Origin of the sequence: Streptomyces sp. NPDC058289 (genome assembly GCF_042880975.1) — a bacterium.
Lineage (GTDB): Bacteria > Actinomycetota > Actinomycetes > Streptomycetales > Streptomycetaceae > Streptomyces > Streptomyces stoeckheimensis.
Genome location: NZ_JBHVYI010000081.1, coordinates 16240 through 39698, shown reverse-complemented (window position 1 = coordinate 39698; position 23459 = coordinate 16240). Strand labels below are relative to the sequence as shown.

The window sequence follows — 23459 nt, the reverse complement described above, 5'->3', positions numbered from 1 at the left end:
TGGTCGTCGACCACTGCGGATTGGGGGGCGGGGGCGCCGGGGGGGGTTGTCTCCCCCGGGTGGTCTGGGCCGCGGACCCCCCTAAGCCCCCCGGGGGTGATACGGGGGGGGCATTCGGCGTGCCGGTCGCGGTGTTCAAACGACGAACACCGCGACCATCAATTGAGCAGCCACAGCGGCGAGCAACCAGGTCCGCGAGAGCCGCGCCGGTTTAGGCGCACTAAACAGTTCGGAAGGCCAGGGAGACGTTGTGGCCGCCGAAGCCGAAGGAGTTGTTGATCGCGGAGATCGGGCCGTCGGCCGGGAGCTTGCGGGGCTCGTTGCGCACGATGTCCGCGTCGATGTCCGCGTCGATGTCGTCGAGGTTGATCGTCGGCGGGGCGAGGCGGTGGTACAGCGCCAGGACCGTCGCGACGGTCTCGATGCCGCCCGCGCCACCCAGGAGGTGACCGGTCATCGACTTCGTGGCCGAGATCGCGATGTGGTCGAGGTCGTCGCCCAGCACCTTGCGCAGGGCCTTCAGCTCGGCCGTGTCACCCTGCGGGGTGGACGTGGCGTGCGCGTTCACGTGGACCAGCTCGGCCGGGTCCAGGCCCGTGTTGTCGAGCAGGTTCTGCAGGGCGGCCGAGACACCGCGGCCGGTCGGCTCCGGCTGCGCGATGTGGTGGCTGTCCGCGGACAGGCCCTGGCCCAGCACCTCGCAGTAGACCCGGGCGCCGCGCGCGGCGGCGTGCTCGGCGGACTCGAGGACGATGACGCCCGCACCCTCGCCGAGGACGAAGCCGTCGCGGGCCTTGTCGTACGGACGGGAGGCCGTGGTCGGGTTCTCGTTGTTCTTGGACATCGCCATCATGTTGGCGAAGGCCGCGATCGGCAGCGGGTGGATCGCCGCCTCGGTACCGCCGGCGACGACCACGTCGGCACGGCCGGTACGGATCATCTCGACGGCGTAGCCGATGGCCTCGGCGCCGGAGGCGCAGGCGCTGACCGGAGTGTGCACACCCGCGCGGGCGTTGACCTCCAGGCCGACGTTGGCCGACGGGCCGTTGGGCATGAGCATGGGGACGGTGTGCGGGGAGACCCGGCGCACACCCTTTTCCTTCAGTACGTCGTACTGGTCGAGCAGGGTGGTCACGCCGCCGATGCCGGAGGCGATGACGGTGCCCAGGCGCTCGGGCGCGATGGACGCGTCCTCGCCCGCCGGGGCGGTGTAACCGGCGTCGGCCCACGCCTCGCGGGCCGCGATGATCGCGAACTGGGCCGAGCGGTCCAGCTTGCGGGCCAGCGGCCGGGGGAGGACCTCACTCGGGTCCACGGCGGCGGTGGCGGCGATGCGGACCGGGAGTTCGGCGAAGCGCTCGCCCTCGAGGGGCTTTACGCCGGAACGGCCGGCAAGCAGACCTTCCCAGGTCGAAGCGCTGTCGCCACCCAGCGGAGTGGTTGCGCCGATACCGGTGACGACCACGGTGCGATTGGTCGGGCTCACAGGAATTCTTTCTCCACGTTTCAGGGGGTGAATTGTCACGGCGCCACCGCCAGGTGGCGACAAACGCTCGTCAGGCTCAGGCCTGGTGCTTGAGGATGTAGCTCGCGGCGTCGCCGACGGTCTTCAGACCCTTGACGTCCTCGTCCGGGATCTTCACCTCGAAGCGCTCTTCGGCGGCGACGACGACCTCGACCATGGACAGCGAGTCGACGTCCAGGTCGTCGGTGAAGGACTTCTCGAGCTGGACGTCCTCGGTCGGGATGCCGGCGATCTCGTTGACGATCTCCGCGAGACCTTCGACGATTTCTTCCTGGGTGAAGGCCATGATGGCGCTCCTTCTATAGCTAGCTGGGGGTCGAACGGAGCACGGGATGTGGATCCCGGGCCCTAGGGGAGGGTAACGACCGTGGCGGCGTAGACGAGCCCCGCCCCGAAGCCGATGACGAGCGCGGTGTCGCCGCTCTTCGCCGCACCGGTCGCCAGGAGCCGCTCCATTGCGAGCGGAATCGAGGCGGCCGAGGTGTTGCCGGTGGTTTCGATGTCACGGGCGACCGTGACGTGCTCCGGCAGCTTCAGAGTCTTCACCATCGAATCGATGATCCGCATGTTCGCCTGGTGCGGAATGAAGACGTCCAGGTCATCGGCGGTGATCCCGGCTGCGTCGAGCGCCTGCTGGGCCACCTTGGCCATCTCGAAGACGGCCCAGCGGAAGACCGCCTGGCCCTCCTGCGTGATGGCGGGAAACTTTTCGCCGCCGTCCTTGCCGAGGTACTCGTCCCACGGCACGGTCTGCTTGATGGTCTCCGACTTGTCGCCCTCCGAACCCCACACCGTGGGGCCGATGGCCGGTTCGTCCGAGGGGCCGACGACCACGGCGCCCGCGCCGTCACCGAAGAGGAAGGCCGTCGCGCGGTCCTCCAGGTCGGTCAGGTCCGAGAGCCGCTCCACGCCGATGACGAGGACGTACTCCGCGGAACCCTCCACCACGAGGCCCTTGGCCAGGGTCAGGCCGTAGCCGAACCCGGCGCAGCCCGCGGAGATGTCGAAGGCGGCGGGCTTGCCCGCGCCGATGCGGTGCGCGATCTCGGTCGCCACGGCCGGGGTCTGCTTGAAGTGCGACACCGTCGAGACGATCACGGCGCCGATCTTCTCCGGAGCGATCCCGGCGGCGGCCAGGGCCTTGCCCGAGGCCTCCACCGACATCGCGGCGACGGTCTCCTGCGGGGAGGCCCAGTGCCGCGTCGCGATACCGGAGCGGGAGCGGATCCACTCGTCGGAGGAGTCGATGGTTTCGAGGATGACCTCGTTCGGCACCACGCGGATCGGACGGTAGCCGCCGACACCGAGGATGCGGGCGTACGGGGAGCCCTTGGCAGGCTTGATCTTCGACATGCTGAGTGGGCTCCTTCTCTCAGACCGCGTGCTCGGAGACGAGCGTCGCGGCCTTTTCGAGATCGTCCGGGGTCTTCAGGGCCACGCTCGGTACGCCCTTCAGCGCGCGCTTGGCCAGACCCGTCAGGGTGCCACCGGGGGACAGTTCGACGATCCCGGTGACGCCCAGTGCGGCGAACGTCTCCATGCACAGGTCCCAGCGGACCGGGTTGGCCACCTGGCCCACCAGCCGGGCGACGACATCGGCGCCCGTGGTCACGACCTGACCATCCTTGTTCGATACGTACGTCAGCTCCGGGTCGGCCGGGGACAGGGCCGCAGCGGCCTTCTCCAGACCGGCGACCGCCGGAGCCATGTGGTGCGTGTGGAAGGCGCCCGCGACCTTGAGGGCGACGACCTTCATGGAACCCTCGGGCTTCTCGGCCTCCAGGGCCGCGATCTGCTCCATGGTCCCCGCGGCCACGATCTGGCCCGCGCCGTTGACGTTGGCCGGGGTCAGACCCAGCTTCTCCAGGTGCGCGACGACGACGTCCGGGTCCCCGCCGAGGACGGCGGCCATGCCCGTCGCGGTGATCGCCGCGGCCTCGGCCATGGCGAGTCCGCGGGAGCGCACGAAGGACAGCGCGTCCGTGTCGGACAGCACCCCGGCGTACGCGGCGGCGGTGATCTCGCCGACGCTGTGGCCCGCGACGGCGCCGAAGGAGGCCGGGCCGACCTTGGCGGTCAGCTCGGCCGCGGCGAGCAGGCCGGCGGCCACCAGCAGGGGCTGTGCGACGGCCGTGTCGCGGATCTCGTCCGCGTCGGCCTGCGTGCCGTAGTGGGCAAGGTCGAGCCCGATGGCGTCCGACCAGCCGGCGACGCGGTCAGCGGCGCCGGGCAGTTCGAGCCAGGGAGTCAGGAAGCCGGGCGTCTGTGCGCCTTGGCCGGGAGCGACGAGTACGAGCACCCTCACACTCTCTCTTGTGTTCGGTCCGCGCCGCCCGTGGGGACAGGGACGAAGAACCATCGGGGTAATTGTTGATGTCCGACAAAAGCTTAGGACTGAGGATCGCCGTCGGCCAGACGCCCGAGGATCAGGGCGATCCGCAGCGTGAACGCGGAGCGGACATCCGAGGGCGACCAGCCGGTGACGTCTGTCACACGTCGGAGCCGGTAGCGCACGGTGTTGGGGTGCACGAACAGCATCCGGGCCGCACCCTCGAGGCTGCTCGCCTGTTCCAGGTAGACACTCAGCGTTTCCAACAGGGCCGAGCCGGCCTCTTCGAGCGGTCTGTAGATCTCCTCCACCAACTGCTCGCGGGCCGAAGGGTCGGAGGCGATCGCGCGTTCGGGCAGGAGATCGTCCGCGAGCACCGGCCTCGGCGCGTCCTGCCACGCCGTACAGGCCTTGAGCCCGGCCGCGGCGGCCTGCGCCGATTTCGTGGCGTTCAGCAGGTCCGGGACCACCGGTCCGGCGACCACCGCACCCGCCGCGAACGGCCCGATCAGCGACTTCGCCACCTGCATCGGATTGTCGCTGCCACCCGCGATGACCACGAGCCGGTCGCCCAGCACGCCCGTGAGCACCTGCAGCTTGTGGTGGCGGGCAGCCCGCCGGATCGCCTCGACCGTCAGCTCGCTGTCGCCCTCCGGAGCCGTGCCCAGCACCACGCACACGTGCTCGGGGGAGTTCCAGCCGAGGGCCGCGGCCCGGGACAGCGCGCCCTCGTCGGCCTCCCCGGACAGCACCGCGTTGACCACCAGGGACTCCAGCCGGGCGTCCCACGCACCGCGCGCCTCGGCTGCCTGGGCGTAGACCTGGGCGGTCGCGAAGGCGATCTCCCGGGCGTACACGAGCAGGGCCTCGCGCAGGATCGACTCGTCGCCGGGCGCCGCGACCTCGTCGATCGCGGTCTCCATGACCTCGATCGTGGTGCGCACCATCTCGACGGTCTGGCGCAGGGTGATCGCCCGGGTCAGCTCGCGCGGAGCCGTCCCGAAGACATCGGTGGAGATCGCCTGGGGGGTCTCCGGATGCCGGAACCACTCGGTGAACGCGGCGATGCCGGCCTGGGCGACCAGGCCGATCCAGGACCGGTTCTCCGGCGGCATCGCCCGGTACCACGACAGCGTCTCGTCCATGCGCGCGATGGCGTTGGCGGCGAGCCGGCCGGAGGACTTCTCCAGCCGTCGCAGCGTCGCGGCGTGCGGATGGGGCGGAGCCGGATGCGCGGGGTGGACCGCGGGTGAATGCTCACGTTCGGGTTGGGGCACGTGACAAGACTGCCTTATCGGGACCGTTGCGCGGAGTCCGGTCCCGTCCCGGGCCGCGCCCCGGGGGCTACCGTGGCCCCCATGATTGATGTACGCCGAGGCGCCGACCGGTACGAGGGCGGGGACGTCGACGTGGCAGAGGGCGCTGCCGCCACCGGGATCACCACCCGGCACGCCTTCTCCTTCGGCCCGCACTACGACCCCGACAACCTGAGGTTCGGCCCGGTCATGGCGTGCAACGAGGAGAGCCTCGCCCCGGGCGCCGGCTTCGACGAGCACCCCCACAGTCACACCGAGATCGTGACCTGGGTGGCCGAGGGCGAGCTCACCCACCGCGACGCCACGGGCGCGACCACCCTGGTGCGGCCCGGGGACGTACAGCACCTCGGCGCGGCGTCCGGGACCCGGCACGTGGAACGCAACGACGGCCCCGGGCCGCTGCGCTTCGTCCAGATGTGGCTGGCCCCGGCCGATCCGGCCGGGGAGCCCTCGTACGCGCTGGTCCGGGGGATCGCCGACAGCACGCCCTACGCCGTGCCCGCGGCCGGCGCCGTCCTGCACGTACGCCGTCCGGGCGCGGGCGAGCGGGTCGCCGTACCGGCCGCCGGGCGGGTGTACCTGCACGTCGTACGGGGAGACCTGCGGCTGGACGGCGCGGAGCTCGGGCCCGGGGACTCGGCGCGGATCACCGGCGAGCCGGAGCTGGAGCTGATCGCCGGATCGCCGGCCGAGGTGCTGATCTGGGAGTTTTCATAGGCGGGATCGCGTAGGCGGGGTCCCGTTGGGCAGGGGCCTCAGCGGGTCCTGAGCTCGGCGAGCACCGCGTCGGTGAACGGTGGCCAGGCCTCGACCGCCCACGGCCCGAAGGCGCGGTCCGTCAGCGCCACGCAGGCGGCGCGGGCGTCCGGGTCCACCCACAGGAAGGTCCCGGCCTGCCCGAAGTGCCCGAAGGTGCGCGGCGAGGAACCGGTGCCGGTCCAGTGCGGGGCCTTCCCGTCGCGGATCTCCAGGCCGAGCCCCCAGTCGTTGGGGGACTGGTGGCCGTAGCCGGGCAGCACGCCCTTGAGCCCGGGGTGGACCACGGAGGTGGCCTCCGCGACGGTGCGGACGTCCAGCAGCCGGGGCTGCTGGAGCTCGGCGGCGAAGCGCAGGAGGTCGGAGACGGTGGAGACGCCGTCCTTGGCCGGGGAGCCCTCCAGGCTGCTCGACGCCATGCCCAGCGGCTCGAAGACGGCCTCGGCAAGGTACGCGGCGAAGGGGATCCCGGTGGCCTTCGCGATGTGGTCGCCGAGCTCCTCGAATCCGGCGTTCGAGTACAGCCGGCGCTGCCCGGGAGGGGCCGTCACCCGGTGCTCGTCGAAGGCCAGGCCGCTGGTGTGGGCGAGCAGGTGGCGCACGGTGGAGCCCTCGGGCCCGGCCGGCTCGTCCAGCTCGATCGCGCCCTCCTCGTAGGCGACGAGGGCGGCGTAGGCGGCGAGCGGCTTGGTGACGGAGGCCAGCGGGAAGCGGTGGTCCACCGGGCCGTGGGCGCCGAGCACGGTCCCGTCGGCGCGGACGACGGCCGCGGCGGCGGTCGGAACCGGCCAGTTCTCGATGATGCGCAGACTCTGCAAGCTCTCCATGCGGCCGAGGGTACTTGCTTGGAGTGCACTCCAAGGATTTAGCGTGGAGCCATGAGCCTGACCCAGACCCCCCTGCAGACGCAGACGCGGTACACGATCAGCGAGGTCGAGGCACGGACCGGTCTGACCCAGCACACCTTGCGCTGGTACGAGCGGATCGGCCTCATGCCGCACGTGGACCGTTCGCACTCGGGGCAGCGGCGGTTCACCGACAAGGACCTCGACTGGCTGGGCTTCGTCGGCAAGTTGCGCACCACCGGAATGTCGGTGGCGGACATGGTCCGGTACGCAGAACTCGTCCGTGAGGGCCCGCACACCGCCGACGACCGGCGCGAACTGCTGGAGCGCACGCGCGACGAGGTGCGGACGCGGATCGCGGAACTGACCGACGCGCTCGCCGTGCTGGACTACAAGATCGATACGTATGCGATGTGCACCACCGTCGCGGGAGAGGCAGACCGGACATGACCGGGAACACGGTAGGGATCGAGCAGGTCGAACTGGGCGGAGGCGGCCCGCTGGTGGGCGTCCAGGGGCTCGGCTGCATGGGCATGAGCGAGTTCTACGGGGACACCGACGAGGCGGCCGCCCGGCAGACGCTGGACGCGGCACTGGAGGCCGGAGTCACCCTCTTCGACACCGCCGACGTCTACGGGCGGGGCGCCAACGAGGAGTTCCTCGCGCCGTTCGTGGCCGCGCACCGCGACCGGATCACCCTCGCCACGAAGTTCGCCATCGAGCGGACGGACGACCCGCTGTACCGGGGGGTCCGCAACGACCGCGCGTACATCCGCGGCGCGGTGGAGGACAGCCTGCGCAGGCTGGGCACCGACGTGATCGACCTCTACTACATGCACCGGCGGGATCCGGGCGTTCCGCTCGCCGAGTCGGTGGGCGCGATGGCGGAGCTGGTGCAGGAGGGCAAGGTGCGCCACCTCGGGCTCAGCGAGGTGACCGGCGCAGAGCTGCGCGAGGCGCACGCGGTGCACCCGATTGCGGCGCTCCAGTCGGAGTGGTCGCTGTTCAGCCGGGACGTGGAGCGCAGCGCGGTGGGCGCGGCGGCGGAGCTGGGCGTGGCCTTCGTGCCGTACTCCCCGCTCGGTCGCGGCTTCCTGACCGGGGCGTTCGCGGACGCGTCGGCGGAGCTGACGGCCGATGACTTCCGGCAGTACCAGCCCCGGTTCACGGGGGACAACGCGAAGACGAACGGGGCGCTGCTGACCCCCGTACGGGAGATCGCGGCGGCCCGCGGGGCCACGCCGGCGCAGATCGCCCTGGCATGGGTGCAACAGCGGGCGGCGGTGCACGGCCTGACGGTCGTCCCGATCCCGGGCACCCGCAAGCCCTCCCGCCTCGCGGAGAACACGGCGGCGACCCGCATCACGCTGACGGACGCCGAACTGTCCCTCCTGGACCCCATCGCCGCCCAGGTCGCGGGCGACCGCTACCCCGACATGAGCCACACGTCGGCGGCCCGGGAGGGGTAGTCCTTTCAGCCGTCCGGCGTTTGAGGCGCGGGGTCCGGGGCGGAGCCCCAGGGAACGGTGGAAGGGCGGGTGGGGGACAGCCCCGCAGGGCCGGGCCCGGGCCCCGCAGGGTCAGGCTCCGGCCGTGAAGCGGTCCCGCAGGGCCCGGTACTCCGCATCCGTGAGGAGCCCCGCACCGTGCAGCTCGGCGAGATGCTGCATCCGCTCCCCGGCCCGGGCCCCCGGCACCGCCGCGCCGGAGGCGACCACCGCCCGCGCCCGCAGCGCCACGAGCACCGCCGCCGCGAACGGCAGCGACTCGTGCACGGCTCCGTACCCCACGCCGAAGACCGCGGAGGCGAGATCGTGGTCCGGCCGGGGATCGCCGGCGCCCTCGCGGGGCAAGAGCCGCAGGTGCCCGCCGGACCGTTCCGGGGAGTGCCAGACCAACCCGGCCAGGGCCGTCAGCGCGTACCGCTGGTCGCCCGCCTTCCACTTGGTGCTGGTGGCCCCGGTGCGCGACCAGCGGAAGGTGACGGCGCCGCCGTCGAAGGCGAGCCGGGCGTCGTACGCCTTCAGCGTGGCCGGGGGCTCCGGGACGGAGACGAGGAACCGTTCGGCCGGCCCGGCCGGACCCAGCCGCTCGCGCAGGATTTCGGTGAAGGCCGCCGCCCGGCCGGCCCCGGCGCCGCCACCCGGCAGCACCAGCCGGTACGGATCGCAGGCTTCTCTCAACTGCCCCGCCGCGGCCTCCATCAGCGGGTCCGCTCCCACCCGTACGCGGGCGTGCAGCACCAGGGTGTCCCGCCGTCCCACGGTCAGGCTCACCCCGGACAACGCCTCGAGGGGAATCCGGCGTTCCCCCAGGGCGTGCCAGAGTCTGGGCGTTCGCATCCCCCGTGCGAAGCGGATGATGAGCGAGTTCGTGGTGCGGTCGAACTCCCAGACGGCATGGTTTCCGGCCAGTGCGTCACCCATGCGGCACATCGTAAAGGGGCGCACCCCTGTGCGTCCCCCCGCCGTGAGGTCCGATTTCGGGTCGGCCGAGCGGTCAGGGACCGTCCGTCCCGGATGTTCCGCGTCGGCAGGTGTCGTTCCCGGCGGCGCACACGGTGGAACCGAATGCGCCGGTTCCGATTTTGGCGAAGTTGTCCAGGGATTCGGTTCCTGGCTCGAAGTAGCCGGTGTGGCTCTTGGCTCCGGCCGCCGACAGGACCCGCGCGCCGAACTCCTCGGAGACCGGATCCGCGCCGTGGCCCAGGCCCCCGAACTCCAGGTGGGGCACGTCGGCGATCCAGTCACCGGCGTCCCGCATCGCCCACACCCGCGCCGAGGTGCCCAGCTCGGCGGCGTTCGCGGCGCGCATCCCGGGGCTGCCCGCCACCACGATGTCCGTGACCCGGGACGGCAGTTCGTGGGCCGCCACGCCGCACACCACCGAACCGTAGCTGTGGCAGAACAGTGCCACGCTCGCCCGCCCGGGCAGCGCGGAGGTCAGCGAGCGCAGTCTGGCCGCGCCGTCCAGGGCCAGTCGCCCGGTCGCCGCGTCCATGCCGACGCCGGTCGGCGCGGTGTAGCCGGCCCAGGCGATGACCGCGGTCCGGCTGCCCGGGGCGGCCGTGCGTTCGGCCGCGTACAGGGACTCCGCCATGCCGACGGGGGCGGTCAGCCGGCGCACCGTGCGCTCGAAGGTGAGCGCGTCGGTGTCGACCCCGGGGACGACCACCGAGACCCGGCGGGCCTCGCCGAGGTCGCCGAAGACCTCGGCGACGAGGGCGCCGCCGGTGGGGTCGAAGACGAGGATCTGCCGGCCGGGCTCGGCGAGGGACTCGAAGCGGTGGGCGCGCCGGCCGGCGACGGCGCGGTCGGAGGGGGCCAGCGTGATGTCGTGCGCGCGGGCGTCCTCGACCCGCGCGGCCTGCTTCAGCGCCATCCGGTTGGCCCGGTAGCGGACGCCGGGCGGCACGCCGTCGAGGTTGCCGACCACCAGCGGGTGGCCCTCGGTGAGCCGGGCGCGCTGGGCGCCGTCGAGGCTCGCGAAGAAGCGTGCCACCACGGGTGCCGGGGCGTCCGCGGCGGGCAGGGCCCGGCCTTCGAAGCGCGCCGCTGCCCAGGAGGCGAGCGCGGCCGCGCGCGGGGACGCCTCGCTCGCGGGCCGGTAGACGGCCGTCCAGCCCGTGGTCGCGAGCATCAGGAAGACCACCGTCAGCGCGAGCAGGGCGCGCAGGGCGGCCGGGCGCGCGGGGGCGTCGGCGGAGCGGGTGTGGGCGGGGCCGGGCAGGTTCACTGCGCCCAGCGTAGGAGACCGCCGCGGGTGCCTGCGCGTCGGGTGACGGGTGTCACCGCCGACCTTGGGACGCCCCGCCGGCGGGTGCTCCCGTACGGGACCTGCGTGCGCGGGCGCCCCGACCCGTACGGGGCCTTCGCCCGGCTTCGTCCGGCCTTCGCCCGACAGGGCGGGCCGGGCGGAAAGTGCCCCGGTCAGGCGGGCCGGCGCCAGTCGGCGGCCAGCGCGGGGCCGATCTGGTCGAGGTAGACCTCGGTCATCCGCCGGATGGCGGCCACGCTGGTGTCCTCGCCCTGCCCCCAGAGCCGGCCGGTGACGCGCATCACGCCGGTGAACGCGGCGACGGCCACCCGCGGGCGCGGGTCGGTGTCCACGTCCAGGCCCTCGCGCTCGGCTATCAGCCGGGCGATCCGCTCCTCCAGCTCGGTGGAGCGGCGCAGGTGCACGGCGAGCAGGGCCGGGGTGGACTCGATGAGCCGGTAGCTGCGCATGTACAGGTCGAGGGGGACCAGGTCCGAAATGGCCTCTTCGACGGTGTCCCAGGCGGCGAGCACGGCCGAGCGCATCGCCTCGAAGGGGCCCTCGGCGGGCGGGCGGGAGTGCAGCGCCGCGACGAAGTGCGATTCGACCAGGTCCTGGACGGCGAAGGCGACCTCTTCCTTGTTGGCGAAGTACCGGAAGAAGGTGCGCTGGGAGACGTCCACGGCGTCGGCGATCTCGTCGACGGTCGTCTCCTCGTACCCCTGGGCGATGAAGAGGAGGAGGGCGGCGCGCAGCAGTGCGTCGCGCGTGCGCTGTTTCTTGCGCTCGCGCAGTCCGGCCTGCGGTGCGGACGCGGGCCGCTGATCGGTCATCACGGCGGTCAGGGTACCTGTGACCGACCTGACAGTGGCTGTCTGACGAACCGGTCTGTGAAGTGTCAGTCGCTGTCACTAACCTGTTCGCATGACTAGTCAGATCACCGTCGACGGCGGGGACGCACTCTCGCTCACCAAGGAACCGGGCCCCTCGCCGGTCCGTACGGGCCTTCGGGGCCACCCGTGGCTCACCCTGTTCGCCGTCGCGATCGGCGTCATGATGGTCACCCTCGACGGCACGATCGTGGCCGTCGCCAACCCGGCCATCCAGAAGGACCTCGGCGCCTCGCTCGCCGACGTCCAGTGGATCACCAACGGCTACCTGCTCGCCCTCGCGGTCTCCCTCATCACCGCGGGCAAGCTCGGCGACCGCTTCGGCCACCGCCAGACCTTCCTCATCGGCATCGCCGGTTTCGCCGTCTCCTCGGCGGCCATCGGCCTCTCCGGCGGCGTCGAGCTCGTCATCGGCTTCCGCGTCGCACAGGGCGTCTTCGGAGCGCTGCTGATGCCCGCCGCGCTGGGCCTGCTGCGGGCGACCTTCCCGGCCGAGAAGCTCAACATGGCCATCGGCATCTGGGGCATGGTCATCGGCGCCTCGACCGCCGCCGGGCCGATCGTCGGCGGCCTGCTCGTCGAGAACGTGAGCTGGCAGTCCGTCTTCTTCATCAACGTGCCCGTCGGCATCGTCGCGCTCGCCTTCGGCCTGTTCATCCTGGTCGACCACCGGGCCGAGAACGCCCCGCGCTCCTTCGACCTCCCGGGCATCCTGCTGCTGTCGACCGGGATGTTCTCGCTGATCTGGGCGCTGATCAAGGCCTCGGAATGGGGCTGGGGCGACGCCAAGACCCTCGCCTTCCTCGGCGGGTCCCTCGTGTGCTTCGTGGCCTTCGCCCTCTGGGAGAACTTCGTCTCCGAGCCGCTGATCCCGCTCGGGATGTTCCGCTCGCTGCCGCTGTCCGCGGGCACGGTGCTGATGGTCCTGATGGCCTTCGCCTTCATGGGCGGGCTGTTCTTCGTCACCTTCTACCTGCAGAACGTCCACGGCATGAGCCCCGTCGACAGCGGCCTGCACCTGCTGCCGCTGACCGGCATGATGATCGTCGGATCGCCGCTGGCGGGCCTGGCCATCACCAAGGTCGGCCCGCGGCTGCCGCTGGTCGCCGGAATGGTCGCCACCGCCGCCGCCTGCTTCGGGATGTCCCAGCTGACCCCGGGCACCTCCACCCTCACCATGTCGCTCTGGTTCGCCCTGATGGGCCTCGGGCTCGCGCCCGTCATGGTCGGCGCCACCGAGGTCATCGTGGGCAACGCCCCGCTGGAGCTCTCGGGCGTGGCCGGCGGGCTCCAGCAGGCCGCCATGCAGGTCGGCGGCAGCCTGGGCACCGCCGTGCTCGGCGCGGTCATGGCGAGCAAGGTCGGCAGCGTCTTCGAGGACAACTGGGCCGGAGCCGGGCTGCCGCCGATCACCCCGGAGCAGGCGGACCTCGCGGAGAAGGGCATCCAGGTCGGCATCGCCCCGATCCCGCCGGGCGCTCCGGAGCAGCTCGCGGCGACCATCACGGGGGTCGCGCACGACACGTTCGTGTCAGGGATGAGCACGGCCTTCACCGTCGCGGGCGTGGTCGCGGTGTTCGCCGCGGTCGTGGCCGGCTTCACGAAGCGCGGCGAGAACGCGGCTGCGGGGGCGGGCGCGGCCCACATCTAGCTCCGTCCCGCCCGCCCGCCCCGGCACGGTGCCCCGCTGGCGCCGTGCCGCGGGCCGGGCGGCCGGGGCGGTCACGGTGGTCGCGGAGGCGTCAACTCCGGGGCCGCCGCAGCCCCGCCGGGCGATCCGGCGGGGCTGTCGCCTATCAGGGTGGACCCGCTCGCGACCCCTTCCGCCGGGACGTCCGCGCAGGTCAGCGTGGTGCCGACGGAGCTCCGGAAACGGTCCGGGGCCCGTACGTCCACCAGGAGTTGACCCGTCATGCGTACGTGGAGCACCACTTTCTCCGGGCGCACAGCCGCCACGGCCACCGTTCTCGCCGCCACCCTGCTGATCCCGGGCACCGCGGAATCCGCCCACGCGGCGAGCCGCGCCCCGGGCCGTACGCCGGTGCGGGCGCCGGCCCTGATCCCTGCGCAGGCCAAGGCCCAGGTTCCGGCCCGGGCCCAGGCTCCGGTACGGGCCCGGGCCGACGCTCCGGCTCCGGTACGGGCCTCCGGGCGGACGAAGGGGCGGGCCGCCGGCCCCCCGGCGCTCGGGGCCTGCGCCACCGGGCAGCTGTGCCTGTGGGCGAAGCCGGAGTTCAAGGGCGCCCGCACGACCCACGAGCTCAGCACCCTCGACATCAACAGCTGCACCGCCCTGCCCGCCGGGACCACCGCCCAGTCCCTCACGAACCGGACCGGCCGCCCGGTCACCACCTACCAGTCGGCCGAGTGCGCCGAGACCGGTGAGTTCCAGACCTACCCGGGCGACGGGGTGTGGCTGCCCCAGTCGCCCTACCAGGTCAGGGCGTTCAAGGTGTGGGAGCGCTGACGAATCCGCCGCCCGCCTGGACCGGCCCGGCCTGGGCGCAGACCTCCGCGCCCGGGCCGGGCTCCCCGACGGGCTCCGCGGCCGCCGCAACCCCGGTGGCCGCGGGGATCCCGCCGAGGCGGGCGACCTCGGCACGCAGCGCCCGTACCTCCGCCGCCAGTTCGGAGATCGCCGCCGTCTGGGCGCGTTCCACCAGGTCGTCGCGCTCGAAGCGGGAGATGAACCAGGCCGCGATGTTGGCGGTCACCACACCCAGCAGCGCGATGCCGGACAGCATCAGCCCCACCGCCAGCAGCCGTCCGAGTCCGGTGGTGGGGGAGTGGTCCCCGTAGCCGACCGTCGTCATCGTGGTCACCGACCACCACAGAGCGTCCCCGAGGTTCTTGATGTTGCCGTCGGGGGCGTCCCGCTCCACGCTGAGCACCGCCAGCGAGCCGAACATCAGCAGTCCGACCACCGAGCCCGCCACGTAGGTGGTGAGCCGGATCTGCGGGGCCATCCGGGCCCGCCGGCCCACCAGCATCAGGGTGGACACCACCCGCAGCAGCCGCAGCGGCTGGATCATCGGCAGCACCACCGCCGCCAGGTCCAGCCAGTGGGTCCGGACGAACGCCCTCTTCGAGTGCGCCAGGCCCAGCCGCATCAGGTAGTCGGCGGCGAAGGCGGCCCACACCACCCACTCGGCATGCTTGCAGGCGGCGTGCACCACCGGGCTCGCGTCGGGCAGGACGATGGGCACCGCGTAGGCCACGGCGAATCCCAGGGCGAGCACCAGCAGCGGCGTCTGCGTCCGGCGTTCCCACCGGGCCTGGGGGGAGGGTTGCTTCATGCCGAGCATCGTAAAGAACGCGTAAGGGGCGCCGGGACAGGTGTCCCGGCGCCCCTTGCGGAAGAGTGACGGCTACGCGTCGCCCCCGGCCGCGCCCGGGTCGGCCGCCCGGACGTCCAGCAGCTGGTACCGGTCGATCGCCTGCTTCAGCGCCGAGCGGTCGATCTTGCCCGCCTTGGCCAGCTCGGTCAGCACCGAGAGGACCACCGACTGCGCGTCGATGTGGAAGAAGCGCCGGGCCGCGCCCCGCGTGTCCGCGAAGCCGAAGCCGTCCGCGCCCAGCGAGGTGTACGTGCCGGGCACCCAGCGCGAGATCTGGTCCGGGACCGCCCGCATCCAGTCGGAGACGGCCACGAACGGACCCTCCGCGCCGGACAGCTTGCTCGTCACGTACGGGACGCGCTGCTCCTCCTCCGGGTGGAGCAGGTTGTGCTCCTCCACGGCGACGGCTTCGCGGCGCAGCTCGTTCCAGGAGGTCGCCGACCAGACGTCCGCCTTCACGTTCCACTCGGCGGCCAGGATCCGCTGCGCCTCCAGCGCCCACGGCACCGCCACGCCCGAGGCCATGATCTGCGCCCCGACGGTTCCCGAGGTGCCCTGCGAGATCCGGTGGATGCCCTTGAGGATCCCGTCCACGTCCACGCCGGCCGGCTCGGCCGGGTGCTGGATGGGCTCGTTGTAGACCGTCAGGTAGTAGAAGACGTCCTCGGCGTCGGGGCCGTACATGCGCCGCAGACCGTCCTTGACGATGTGCGCGATCTCGTACCCGTACGCCGGGTCGTACGCCACACAGCCCGGGTTCGTCGAGGCCAGCAGCTGGGAGTGGCCGTCGGCGTGCTGCAGGCCCTCACCCGTCAGGGTGGTCCGGCCGGCGGTCGCACCGAGGACGAAACCGCGCGCCAGCTGGTCCGCCATCTGCCAGAACTGGTCACCCGTGCGCTGGAATCCGAACATCGAGTAGAAGACGTAGACCGGGATCAGCGGCTCGCCGTGCGTCGCGTACGCCGAACCAGCGGCGATCAGCGAAGCCGTGCAGCCCGCCTCCGAGATGCCGTCGTGCAGCATCTGGCCGGTCGGCGACTCCTTGTACGCGAGCAGCAGGTCGCGGTCGACCGCCTCGTACTGCTGGCCCAGCGGGTTGTAGATCTTGGCGCTCGGGAAGAACGCGTCCATGCCGAAGGTGCGGTACTCGTCGGGGGCGATCAGCACGAAGCGCTTGCCGATCTCCTTGTCCCGCATCAGGTCCTTCAGGATGCGGACGAAGGCCATGGTGGTGGCGATCGACTGCTGGCCCGAGCCCTTCTTGGCCGCCGCGTAGGTGGCGTCGCCCGGCAGCTGGAGCGGCTTCGCGCGCACCACGCGGGTCGGCACGTAGCCGCCGAGCGCGCTGCGGCGGTCGTGCATGTACTGGATCTCGGGGGAGTTGCGGCCCGGGTGGTAGTACGGCGGCGCGCCGTCCTCCAGCTGGGCGTCCGTGATCGGGATGTGCAGGCGGTCGCGGAAGCGCTTGAGGTCGTCGGCCGTCAGCTTCTTCATCTGGTGGGTCGCGTTGCGGCCCTCGAAGTTCGGACCGAGGGTCCAGCCCTTGACCGTCTGCGCCAGGATCACCGTCGGCTGGCCCTTGTGGGCCTTGGCCGCCGCGTACGCCGCGTAGACCTTCTTGTGGTCGTGACCACCGCGGCCCAGGTGCTGGATCTGCTGGTCGGTCATGTTCTCGACCATGGCCCGGAGCCGGTGGTCGCCGCCGAAGAAGTGGTCGCGGATGTACGCGCCCGTCTCGGTGGCGTACGTCTGGAACTGGCCGTCCGGGGTGGTGTTCAGCTTGTTGACCAGGATGCCGTCACGGTCCTGGGCCAGCAGCGGGTCCCAGGAGCGGTCCCAGATCAGCTTGATGACGTTCCAGCCGGCGCCGCGGAACTGCGACTCCAGCTCCTGCATGATCTTGCCGTTGCCGCGGACCGGGCCGTCGAGGCGCTGCAGGTTGCAGTTGACGACGAAGGTCAGGTTGTCGAGGTGCTCGCGGGCCGCGATGGAGAGCTGACCGAGCGACTCGGGCTCGTCCATCTCGCCGTCGCCCAGGTACGCCCAAACGTGTGACTTGGAGGTGTCCGCGATCCCGCGGGCCTCCATGTACCGGTTCATCCGGGCCTGGTAGATCGCACCGAGCGGGCCGAGGCCCATCGAGACGGTCGGGAACTCCCAGAAGTCCGGCATGAGCCGCGGGTGCGGGTAGCTGGAGAGGCCGTACGGGGCCTTCGACTTCTCCTGGCGGAACGCGTCGAGCTGCTGCTCGGAGAGCCGGTCCAGGAGGTAGGCGCGGGCGTAGATGCCGGGGGAGGCGTGGCCCTGGAAGAAGATCTGGTCGCCGCCGTCGCCCTCGTCCTTGCCCCGGAAGAAGTGGTTGAAGCCCACGTCGTAGAGGGAGGCGGAGGAGGCGAAGGTGGCGATGTGACCGCCGACGCCGATCCCCGGGCGCTGGGCGCGCGAGACCATGACGGCCGCGTTCCACCGGGTGGCGTTGAGGACCTTGCGCTCGATCTCCTCGTTGCCGGGGAAGAAGGGCTCGTCCTTGGTGGCGATCGTGTTGACGTAGTCCGTGGAGCGCATCTCGGGCACGGCCACGCGCTTCTCGCGGGCGCGCTCCATCAGCCGCAGCATCAGGTAGCGGGCGCGCTCACGGCCCCGCTCGTCGACGGCCGCGTCCAGGGAGTCGAGCCACTCCTGCGTCTCTTCCGGATCGAAGTCCGGTACCTGACTCGGCAGGCCACCAATGATGATCGGATTGCGATCGGATGCGGAAGCCACGCTGTTCCTTCGCTGTCGGGGGAGTCGTGCTGAAGCTGTACTGGGGTTCGCCGCCTCCCATGGTCTTACGCTCGGCAGAAATCGTCATCTTTACCGTTGGGTAATCCCTTGAGGTGGCGGGATTGTGCTGGCTGCGGCGACGACAACGCCCAAACCGCAACCTTACGCCCATGTCGATCACCCCCTTCGCAAGGCCGTTCGTCCCTCAAACAGGTGCGAAAGTCCCGAGGCCGTGCCGAATGAGGTGGAATGGTGTGGGATGAATCACCAGGGGTACATGCGGAAGGGCTGAAAGTTGCGGCGAGACGGCCGCAATCGTCACCGTTTCGACGGTCTCGGCGGCCGGGTACTTGCGCGATCCGCCGCGCCCGTGTGGACTACGCCCAATGCTGCGCGTACGCGCGCCGCCGAAGAACATTCACCGAACATGAGCAGGAGGCACCCCGTGAGCGCGACCGCGGACCACGCGGAGAACCTGGCCGCCAGGCTGGGTTTCCAGTCCGAACAGGTGGTCCAGGAGATCGGCTACGACGACGACGTCGATCAGGAATTCCGTGATGCCGTAGAGGATCACGTCACCGAACTCGTCGATGAGGACTACGACGATGTCGCAGACGCGGTTCTGCTGTGGTTCCGGGAGGACGACGGCGACCTGACGGACGCCCTGGTCGATGCGACCGAGCTGGTCGAGGACGGCGCACTGATCCTGCTGGTGACCCCCAAGACCGGCAAGGACGGTTTCGTCGAGGCCAGCGACATCAGCGAGGCCGCCGAGACGGCCGGCCTCTCGCTGGCGAAGGGTCTCCCCGTCGGCAAGGAGTGGACCGCCACCAAGCTGGTGACTCCGAAGACGGCCAAGTCCAAGCGCTGAGCCGCGCCCCGCAGTCATGCGGACACACGCACCCCGCCCGCCGGAAGCTTCCCGGTGGGCGGGGTGTGTGCGTTTCGCGGGCGGGCCGGAGCCGGACGCGCGGTGGACCCATAAGGTGAGATCACCCGAACAGCCCAACGCAGGGATGCGGGACGAAGGGATGCGACAGATGGCGATCGAGGTCGGCAGCAAGGCCCCGGACTTCGAGCTCAAGGACAACCACGGCAGGGTCGTGCGGCTCTCCGACTTCCGGGGGGAGAAGGCCGTCGTGCTGCTCTTCTACCCCTTCGCCTTCACCGGCGTCTGCACCGGCGAGCTCTGCGAGCTGCGCGACCAGCTGCCGCGCTTCCAGAACGACGACGTGCAGCTCCTGGCGGTCTCCAACGACTCCGTACCGACCCTGCGCGTCTTCGGCGAGCAGGAGGGGCTGGAGTACCCCCTGCTGTCCGACTTCTGGCCGCACGGGGAGGCCTCCCGCGCCTACGGGGTCTTCGACGAGGAGAAGGGCTGCGCGGTGCGCGGCACCTTCGTCATCGACCGCGACGGCATCGTGCGCTGGAGCGTCGTCAACGGGCTGCCCGACGCCCGTGACCTGAACGAGTACATCAAGGCCCTCGACAGCCTCTGAGTCCGTGCCGCAGGCTCATGGGCACGGTGCCGACAGGCACGCGGGCCCGTTCGCCTGGAATAAGCCCGTACAGGCGGGAACCCGTCACTAGGATCGAAACGTTGATCCGGTAGCAACCGCACGACGGGGCCCCGCCCCACACAAAACCTTATGGAGGACCCGTGGGAGTCAGCCTCAGCAAGGGCGGCAACGTCTCGCTGACCAAGGCCGCGCCGAACCTGACGGCGGTCATCGTCGGTCTGGGCTGGGACGCTCGCACCACCACCGGTGTCGACTTCGACCTCGACGCCAGCGCGATCCTGACCAACGACCAGGGCAAGGTCGCCAGCGACGCGAACTTCGTCTTCTTCAACAATCTGAAGAGCCCCGACGGCTCGGTCGAGCACACCGGTGACAACACCACCGGTGAGGGCGAGGGCGACGACGAGGCGATCAAGGTCAACCTCGCCGGCGTGCCCGCCGACGTGGCCAAGATCGTCTTCCCGGTCTCGATCTACGAGGCCGAGAGCCGCCAGCAGAGCTTCGGCCAGGTCCGCAACGCGTACATCCGCGTCGTGAACCAGGCCGACAACGCCGAGCTCGCCCGCTACGACCTGTCGGAGGACGCCTCGACGGAGACCGCCATGGTCTTCGGCGAGCTCTACCGCAACGGTGCGGAGTGGAAGTTCCGCGCCATCGGCCAGGGCTACGCCTCGGGCCTGCGCGGTATCGCGCAGGACTTCGGCGTCAACGTCTGAGCCTGCTCCACCAGAGCAGTCGTTCCATCCGTCCGGCGCCGTGCACTCGTGTGTACGGCGCCGGACCGGCTTTACGGCCACATCGCCGTACCGTCAGACCGCCGTACCGCCACTTCGCCACATCACCACCGTCGTCCGGGGAGGACCACAACATGGGCGTCACACTCGCCAAGGGGGGCAATGTCTCCCTCTCCAAAGCCGCACCGAACCTCACCCGGGTTCTGATCGGCCTCGGATGGGACGCGCGCTCGACCACGGGCGCCGACTTCGACCTCGACGCCAGCGCACTGCTGTGCAGCAACGGCCGGGTGCTCGGGGACGAGTACTTCGTCTTCTACAACAACCTGAAGAGCCCCGAGGGCTCCGTCGAACACACGGGGGACAACCTCACCGGCGAGGGTGAAGGCGACGACGAGTCGATCATCGTCGACCTCAGCAAGGTCCCGGCCGGCGTGGACAAGATCGTCTTTCCCGTCTCGATCCACGAGGCCGAGGCCCGTATGCAGAGCTTCGGCCAGGTCAGCAATGCCTTCATCCGCGTGGTGAACGAGGCGGACGGTCAGGAACTCGCCCGCTACGACCTTTCCGAGGACGCCTCCAGCGAGACCGCGATGATCTTCGGCGAGGTCTACCGGTACGGGGGTGAATGGAAGTTCCGTGCAGTGGGGCAGGGGTACGCGTCGGGGCTCCGCGGCATCGCTCTAGACTTCGGGGTCAACGTTTCGTAAAGCCGTACAACACGATGGGATGCCAGTGGTTCTGAAAACCTTCGGCTGGTCGTTCGCAGTCACTGCGCTCGGACTGGTCGCAGCGGTGCTCTACGGGGGGTGGGAGGCCTTCGGGGTCGTTGCGATCCTGACCATCCTGGAGATCTCGCTGTCCTTCGACAACGCGGTCGTCAACGCCGGAATTCTGAAGAAGATGAATGCCTTCTGGCAGAAGATCTTCCTCACCATCGGTGTTCTCATCGCCGTCTTCGGCATGCGCCTGGTCTTCCCGATCGTGATCGTCGCGATCAGCGCCAAGATCGGGCCGATCGAGGCCGTCGATCTCGCGGTGTCCGACCAGGACATGTACAAGCAGCTCGTCACGGACGCGCACCCGTCCATCGCCGCCTTCGGTGGCATGTTCCTGCTGATGATCTTCCTCGACTTCATCTTCGAGGACCGTGACATCAAGTGGCTCGCGTGGCTGGAGCGCCCGCTGGCCAAGCTCGGCAAGATCGACATGCTGTCGGCGTGCATCGCGCTGATCGTCCTGGTCATCACTGCGATGACCTTCGCCGTCAACGCCCACCAGCACGGCGGCATGCACGTGGACAAGGCGCAGACGGTGCTGATCTCCGGCATCCTCGGCCTGATCACCTACATGATCGTCGGCGGCCTCTCCGGCTACTTCGAGAACAAGCTGGAGGAAGAGGAGGAGCACGAACACGAGGCCGAGGAAGAGGCGAAGAAGAGCGGCAAGCCCGTCTCGGTCGTCGCCATGGCCGGCAAGGCCGCGTTCTTCATGTTCCTCTACCTCGAAGTCCTCGACGCCTCCTTCTCCTTCGACGGGGTCATCGGCGCCTTCGCCATCACCAGCGACATCGTGATCATGGCCCTCGGCCTCGGTATCGGTGCCATGTACGTCCGGTCGCTGACGGTCTACCTGGTCCGCCAGGGCACCCTCGACGACTACGTCTACCTGGAGCACGGCGCGCACTACGCCATCGGCGCGCTCGCCGTCATCCTGCTCGTCACCATCCAGTACGAGATCAACGAGGTCATCACCGGCCTCGTCGGCGTCGTGCTGATCGGATGGTCCTTCTGGTCCTCGGTGCGCCGCAACAAGCGCCTGGAACTGGAGGGTTCCACCGCCGAGGCATGATCGCGGCGGTAATGCGGAACGCTCAAGTGCGGGGCGGTCCGGCGGGTCCACGGACCTACCGGGCCGCCCCGTCCGCATGTCGGGACGTCGGCGTGCCGGCAGGGGTCCGAGCGCGCCAAGGGACAAGGGGGGTTGTGGGGATGGGATTCTTCGACGGCATCAGGGGCAGCCGCGGTACGCAGTTCCAGTCGGGCAGTGCCTCGTCGAACGCGATCGAGCTGACCAAACGCCATCCGACGGTATCGCTCACCAAACAGGGGGCGGTGCACGGCAATCTGCGCGTGAACCTCTCCTGGCGGATGCGCACCTCGGACATAGGCGGCCGCAGCACCGGCCAGAGCGGGCAGCTCTTCCGGCATCCGTTCAAGCTGTTCAAGCCGGACATGGTGCAGGCGCACACCCAGGGCATGGTCAATGTCGACCTCGACATCGGCTGCCTCTACGAACTGACCGACGGGACCCGGGGCGTCGTCCAGCCGCTGGGGAACCTGCACGGGGACATCAACAGCCCGCCGTACGTGAAGCTCAGCGGGGACGACCGGTTCGGGGCGCCCTCCGGCGAGACGATCTTCGTCAATCTCGACCACGCCGAGGAGATCAAGCGGCTGCTGGTCTTCGTGTACATCTACGACCAGACCCCGGCCTTCGACCGGACGCACGCCCTGGTCACCCTCTACCCGATCACCGGGCCGCGCATCGAGATCCCCCTGGAGGAGCGCCACCCGCACGCCCGCTCCTGCGCGGTCGTCTCCCTGGAGAACGTCAAGGGAGAGCTGATCGTGCGGCGCGAGGTCACCTTCGTGTACGGGTTCCAGGCCGAGCTGGACCGGCTGTACGGGTGGGGCCTCCAGTGGGGCCGGGGCTACAAGACCAAGACCTGACGGGGCCGGCCGGGCTGCCCCGTCCGCCGGTTCTGCCCGGTCCGCCGGTTCCGCCCGGTCCGGCCGCCGGTCACCTGCGGATGAACTGCGGGCCCTGCGCCGGCAGCCGGAAGGACGGGTCCCCGCCCGGAGCCGGCACCGGGGCCTGCGCCACCGGCTGCGGGTAGCCGTAGGCGGGCTGGGCGACCGGCGGGGCCTGGGTGGGCGGGGCCGGGGTGACCGACGGGGCCCGTCCCTGCGCCTGGGGCTGGCCCTGGGCCTGGTCCGGGGCCTGTTCCTGGGCCTCGGGGGCGTTCTCGTCCACGGAGATCCCGTGGTCGGTGGCCAGGCCGACGAGCCCGTTGGAGTAGCCCTCGCCGAGCGCGCGGAACTTCCAGGCGTCCGCCCGCCGGTACAGCTCGCCGCAGATCAGCGCCGTCTCGGCGCCCGTCTCCGGCCGCACGTCGAAGTAGGCCAGCGGTTCGGAGCCGCCGGTCGCGGTGGCGTCGTAGAGGAGGATCCGCAGGTCGTGGACCCGCTCGAAGGGGACGTCCTCGGCGGAGGCGACGACGAGGATCCGGTCCACGGCCGGGGTGACGGCCCGCAGGTCCGCCTGTACGGCGTCGGTGATCCCGTCGCCGAGCTGCTTCTTCCCGAGCCGCCAGACGGCCCCGGAGGGGTGCCGGGGCTGGTTGTAGAACACGAAGTCCTCGTCCGAGCGCACGCGCCCGTCCGCCCCCACGAGCAGCGCCGAGGCGTCCACGTCGGGCACGTCGGGCCCCGCGGTCCAGCGCAGCACCGCGCGGACCGCCAAGGCGGCCACGGGGATGTTGGAGCCCTTCTGCATCGCGTGCGTCATGCCGGTCATCCTGCCCTCCCGGGCGGGACCGGGACAATGCGGCCCCCCGTAGACCTTGTCCGGATCGCGAGACCTGGGCATGGTGCAAGAGGGTTACCTGGATTTCATGTGCTTGAG

The 23459-nt window shown here is 70.8% G+C and carries 24 protein-coding genes; 11 read left to right on the top strand and 13 right to left on the bottom strand.

Translation table 11 applies throughout. From position 1 onward, the window contains the following. Positions 1 to 220: 220 nt before the first annotated feature. The 5 genes from fabF to ACFVX6_RS31475 form a co-directional block, all read right to left on the bottom strand. Positions 221 to 1486, bottom strand: coding sequence for a beta-ketoacyl-ACP synthase II (gene fabF, locus ACFVX6_RS31495; RefSeq protein WP_389697227.1), 1266 nt, complete (start codon positions 1484 to 1486; stop codon positions 221 to 223). 76 nt (positions 1487 to 1562) lie between these two features. After that, the gene (locus ACFVX6_RS31490) at positions 1563 to 1811 is read right to left on the bottom strand and encodes an acyl carrier protein (RefSeq protein ID WP_243329395.1); all 249 of its coding nucleotides are present in this window, start codon (positions 1809 to 1811) and stop codon (positions 1563 to 1565) included. 62 nt (positions 1812 to 1873) lie between these two features. Next, positions 1874 to 2878, bottom strand: coding sequence for a ketoacyl-ACP synthase III (locus ACFVX6_RS31485; protein WP_327306897.1), 1005 nt, complete (start codon positions 2876 to 2878; stop codon positions 1874 to 1876). Between the two features lie 19 nt (positions 2879 to 2897). Then, entirely contained in the window at positions 2898 to 3824 is a 927-nt protein-coding gene (locus ACFVX6_RS31480) for an ACP S-malonyltransferase (RefSeq protein ID WP_389697224.1), read from the bottom strand. A gap of 89 nt (positions 3825 to 3913) precedes the next feature. Then, positions 3914 to 5131, bottom strand: coding sequence for a PucR family transcriptional regulator (locus tag ACFVX6_RS31475; protein WP_389697222.1), 1218 nt, complete (start codon positions 5129 to 5131; stop codon positions 3914 to 3916). Positions 5132 to 5212: 81 nt separating this feature from the next. On the opposite strand from ACFVX6_RS31475, the gene ACFVX6_RS31470 reads away from it, so the two are divergent. Next, complete coding sequence (locus ACFVX6_RS31470; protein WP_389697220.1) at positions 5213 to 5887, top strand: pirin family protein; 675 nt, start codon at positions 5213 to 5215, stop codon at positions 5885 to 5887. 38 nt (positions 5888 to 5925) lie between these two features. On the opposite strand, the gene ACFVX6_RS31465 is transcribed toward ACFVX6_RS31470, so the two are convergent. Further along, positions 5926 to 6744: a serine hydrolase domain-containing protein gene (locus tag ACFVX6_RS31465; RefSeq protein ID WP_389697242.1), complete on the bottom strand. Its 819-nt coding sequence runs from the start codon at positions 6742 to 6744 to the stop codon at positions 5926 to 5928. 60 nt (positions 6745 to 6804) lie between these two features. On the opposite strand from ACFVX6_RS31465, the gene ACFVX6_RS31460 reads away from it, so the two are divergent. Both ACFVX6_RS31460 and ACFVX6_RS31455 read left to right on the top strand, forming a co-directional pair. Continuing rightward, positions 6805 to 7221, top strand: coding sequence for a MerR family transcriptional regulator (locus ACFVX6_RS31460; RefSeq protein WP_389697218.1), 417 nt, complete (start codon positions 6805 to 6807; stop codon positions 7219 to 7221). Continuing rightward, the gene (locus tag ACFVX6_RS31455; protein WP_389697216.1) at positions 7218 to 8240 is read left to right on the top strand and encodes an aldo/keto reductase; all 1023 of its coding nucleotides are present in this window, start codon (positions 7218 to 7220) and stop codon (positions 8238 to 8240) included. The genes ACFVX6_RS31460 and ACFVX6_RS31455 overlap by 4 nt, the downstream gene beginning before the upstream one ends. Before the next feature lie 111 nt (positions 8241 to 8351). Here the strand turns inward: ACFVX6_RS31455 and ACFVX6_RS31450 are convergent, their stop codons facing one another. The 3 genes from ACFVX6_RS31450 to ACFVX6_RS31440 all read right to left on the bottom strand — a co-directional run bounded on the left by ACFVX6_RS31450 (position 8352) and on the right by ACFVX6_RS31440 (position 11360). Then, a complete protein-coding gene (locus ACFVX6_RS31450) occupies positions 8352 to 9197 on the bottom strand; it encodes a DUF4429 domain-containing protein (protein ID WP_389697214.1) in 846 nt (281 codons plus the stop codon). 73 nt (positions 9198 to 9270) lie between these two features. Continuing rightward, positions 9271 to 10410, bottom strand: coding sequence for an alpha/beta hydrolase (locus tag ACFVX6_RS31445; RefSeq protein ID WP_389697240.1), 1140 nt, complete (start codon positions 10408 to 10410; stop codon positions 9271 to 9273). Positions 10411 to 10700: 290 nt separating this feature from the next. Next, positions 10701 to 11360 carry a TetR family transcriptional regulator gene (locus ACFVX6_RS31440; RefSeq protein WP_389697238.1) on the bottom strand — a complete coding sequence of 220 codons (660 nt, stop codon included), beginning with the start codon at positions 11358 to 11360 and terminating at the stop codon, positions 10701 to 10703. A gap of 91 nt (positions 11361 to 11451) precedes the next feature. Here ACFVX6_RS31440 and ACFVX6_RS31435 point away from each other — a divergent pair, with 91 nt between their 5' ends. Continuing rightward, positions 11452 to 13068 carry an MFS transporter gene (locus tag ACFVX6_RS31435; RefSeq protein WP_389697212.1) on the top strand — a complete coding sequence of 539 codons (1617 nt, stop codon included), beginning with the start codon at positions 11452 to 11454 and terminating at the stop codon, positions 13066 to 13068. Positions 13069 to 13139: 71 nt separating this feature from the next. Here ACFVX6_RS31435 and ACFVX6_RS31430 read toward each other — a convergent pair whose 3' ends face one another. Continuing rightward, a complete protein-coding gene (locus ACFVX6_RS31430) occupies positions 13140 to 13331 on the bottom strand; it encodes a hypothetical protein (protein WP_389697210.1) in 192 nt (63 codons plus the stop codon). Positions 13332 to 13458: 127 nt separating this feature from the next. Between ACFVX6_RS31430 and ACFVX6_RS31425 the strand changes: the two genes are divergently transcribed. Beyond that, positions 13459 to 13884, top strand: coding sequence for a peptidase inhibitor family I36 protein (locus tag ACFVX6_RS31425; protein WP_389697236.1), 426 nt, complete (start codon positions 13459 to 13461; stop codon positions 13882 to 13884). Here ACFVX6_RS31425 and ACFVX6_RS31420 read toward each other — a convergent pair. Then, positions 13865 to 14713, bottom strand: a complete 849-nt coding sequence (locus ACFVX6_RS31420; RefSeq protein ID WP_389697208.1) for a potassium channel family protein — start codon at positions 14711 to 14713, stop codon at positions 13865 to 13867. The two genes, ACFVX6_RS31425 and ACFVX6_RS31420, sit on opposite strands and share 20 nt — an antisense overlap. A gap of 72 nt (positions 14714 to 14785) precedes the next feature. Next, positions 14786 to 17518 carry a pyruvate dehydrogenase (acetyl-transferring), homodimeric type gene (aceE, locus tag ACFVX6_RS31415; RefSeq protein WP_389697206.1) on the bottom strand — a complete coding sequence of 911 codons (2733 nt, stop codon included), beginning with the start codon at positions 17516 to 17518 and terminating at the stop codon, positions 14786 to 14788. A gap of 445 nt (positions 17519 to 17963) precedes the next feature. Between aceE and ACFVX6_RS31410 the strand changes: the two genes are divergently transcribed. The 6 genes from ACFVX6_RS31410 (at position 17964) to ACFVX6_RS31385 (ending at position 22504) form a co-directional block, all read left to right on the top strand. After that, the gene (locus ACFVX6_RS31410; protein WP_204357601.1) at positions 17964 to 18389 is read left to right on the top strand and encodes a DUF3052 domain-containing protein; all 426 of its coding nucleotides are present in this window, start codon (positions 17964 to 17966) and stop codon (positions 18387 to 18389) included. A 169-nt stretch (positions 18390 to 18558) separates the two neighbouring features. Then, complete coding sequence (locus tag ACFVX6_RS31405; RefSeq protein ID WP_250745560.1) at positions 18559 to 19017, top strand: peroxiredoxin; 459 nt, start codon at positions 18559 to 18561, stop codon at positions 19015 to 19017. Positions 19018 to 19178: 161 nt separating this feature from the next. After that, positions 19179 to 19754, top strand: coding sequence for a TerD family protein (locus tag ACFVX6_RS31400; RefSeq protein ID WP_112446263.1), 576 nt, complete (start codon positions 19179 to 19181; stop codon positions 19752 to 19754). Between the two features lie 152 nt (positions 19755 to 19906). Next, positions 19907 to 20482 carry a TerD family protein gene (locus tag ACFVX6_RS31395; RefSeq protein ID WP_389697203.1) on the top strand — a complete coding sequence of 192 codons (576 nt, stop codon included), beginning with the start codon at positions 19907 to 19909 and terminating at the stop codon, positions 20480 to 20482. A gap of 25 nt (positions 20483 to 20507) precedes the next feature. Continuing rightward, positions 20508 to 21623: a DUF475 domain-containing protein gene (locus tag ACFVX6_RS31390; protein ID WP_389697234.1), complete on the top strand. Its 1116-nt coding sequence runs from the start codon at positions 20508 to 20510 to the stop codon at positions 21621 to 21623. A gap of 140 nt (positions 21624 to 21763) precedes the next feature. Next, positions 21764 to 22504 carry a Tellurium resistance gene (locus tag ACFVX6_RS31385; RefSeq protein ID WP_267039314.1) on the top strand — a complete coding sequence of 247 codons (741 nt, stop codon included), beginning with the start codon at positions 21764 to 21766 and terminating at the stop codon, positions 22502 to 22504. 70 nt (positions 22505 to 22574) lie between these two features. Here the strand turns inward: ACFVX6_RS31385 and ACFVX6_RS31380 are convergent, their stop codons facing one another. Continuing rightward, a complete protein-coding gene (locus ACFVX6_RS31380) occupies positions 22575 to 23342 on the bottom strand; it encodes a TerD family protein (protein ID WP_389697232.1) in 768 nt (255 codons plus the stop codon). Between the last annotated feature and the right edge of the window lie 117 nt (positions 23343 to 23459).

Coding starts and splice junctions, on each gene's coding strand:
- ACFVX6_RS31385 (WP_267039314.1), top strand. CDS start 21,764: ATGGGATTCTTCGACGGCATCAGGGGCAGCCGCGGTACGCAGTTCCAG.
- ACFVX6_RS31445 (WP_389697240.1), bottom strand. CDS start 10,410: ATGCTCGCGACCACGGGCTGGACGGCCGTCTACCGGCCCGCGAGCGAG.
- ACFVX6_RS31490 (WP_243329395.1), bottom strand. CDS start 1,811: ATGGCCTTCACCCAGGAAGAAATCGTCGAAGGTCTCGCGGAGATCGTC.
- ACFVX6_RS31420 (WP_389697208.1), bottom strand. CDS start 14,713: ATGAAGCAACCCTCCCCCCAGGCCCGGTGGGAACGCCGGACGCAGACG.
- ACFVX6_RS31435 (WP_389697212.1), top strand. CDS start 11,452: ATGACTAGTCAGATCACCGTCGACGGCGGGGACGCACTCTCGCTCACC.
- ACFVX6_RS31440 (WP_389697238.1), bottom strand. CDS start 11,360: ATGACCGATCAGCGGCCCGCGTCCGCACCGCAGGCCGGACTGCGCGAG.
- ACFVX6_RS31470 (WP_389697220.1), top strand. CDS start 5,213: ATGATTGATGTACGCCGAGGCGCCGACCGGTACGAGGGCGGGGACGTC.
- ACFVX6_RS31430 (WP_389697210.1), bottom strand. CDS start 13,331: ATGACGGGTCAACTCCTGGTGGACGTACGGGCCCCGGACCGTTTCCGG.
- ACFVX6_RS31485 (WP_327306897.1), bottom strand. CDS start 2,878: ATGTCGAAGATCAAGCCTGCCAAGGGCTCCCCGTACGCCCGCATCCTC.
- ACFVX6_RS31460 (WP_389697218.1), top strand. CDS start 6,805: ATGAGCCTGACCCAGACCCCCCTGCAGACGCAGACGCGGTACACGATC.
- ACFVX6_RS31455 (WP_389697216.1), top strand. CDS start 7,218: ATGACCGGGAACACGGTAGGGATCGAGCAGGTCGAACTGGGCGGAGGC.
- ACFVX6_RS31450 (WP_389697214.1), bottom strand. CDS start 9,197: ATGGGTGACGCACTGGCCGGAAACCATGCCGTCTGGGAGTTCGACCGC.
- ACFVX6_RS31405 (WP_250745560.1), top strand. CDS start 18,559: ATGGCGATCGAGGTCGGCAGCAAGGCCCCGGACTTCGAGCTCAAGGAC.
- ACFVX6_RS31380 (WP_389697232.1), bottom strand. CDS start 23,342: ATGACGCACGCGATGCAGAAGGGCTCCAACATCCCCGTGGCCGCCTTG.
- ACFVX6_RS31395 (WP_389697203.1), top strand. CDS start 19,907: ATGGGCGTCACACTCGCCAAGGGGGGCAATGTCTCCCTCTCCAAAGCC.